The sequence below is a fragment of the Lysobacter sp. TAB13 genome, from assembly GCF_052113885.1.
Lineage (GTDB): Bacteria > Pseudomonadota > Gammaproteobacteria > Xanthomonadales > Xanthomonadaceae > Lysobacter > Lysobacter gummosus.
The window spans coordinates 1-356 of sequence record NZ_JBFRDR010000424.1 but is presented as its reverse complement, the minus strand read 5'-3'; the positions used below and the strand labels follow the sequence as shown (position 1 = coordinate 356).

The following is a 356-nucleotide window of genomic DNA, read 5'->3' as shown; positions in this document are numbered from 1 at the left end:
GCCATGGACACGCAGACAAAACCCGTTTCGCTCCGCGAGCATGTCGTCCCGGTCACGGCCGGCGAGCATGTCGTCTCCGCCTCATGGCTCAAGCAGACGCTGGCGTTCGCACTCGCCGATGGGCGCGTACTGCGCTGGCGCGACGGTGAGACCGAGAGCATTGACGCCCATGCGGGCGGTATCCTCTCAGCCTGCTCCGATGGTGAGCGCCTGATCAGCGGCGGCGATGACGGACGTGTCGTCGCCACGGCGGCCGAGGGGGAGCCGATCGAGATCTATCGCGACGCAAAGCGCCGCTGGATCGATGCCGTGACGTTCTCAGGCTCGGGCGCCATCGCCTGGAACACCGGAAAGAC

The 356-nt window shown here is 66.9% G+C and carries 1 protein-coding gene; it reads left to right on the top strand.

Translation table 11 applies throughout. The features are described from left to right. Positions 1-356: hypothetical protein (locus AB4Y92_RS26810; protein WP_441822382.1), on the top strand; the 356-nt coding region annotated here is incomplete at both ends.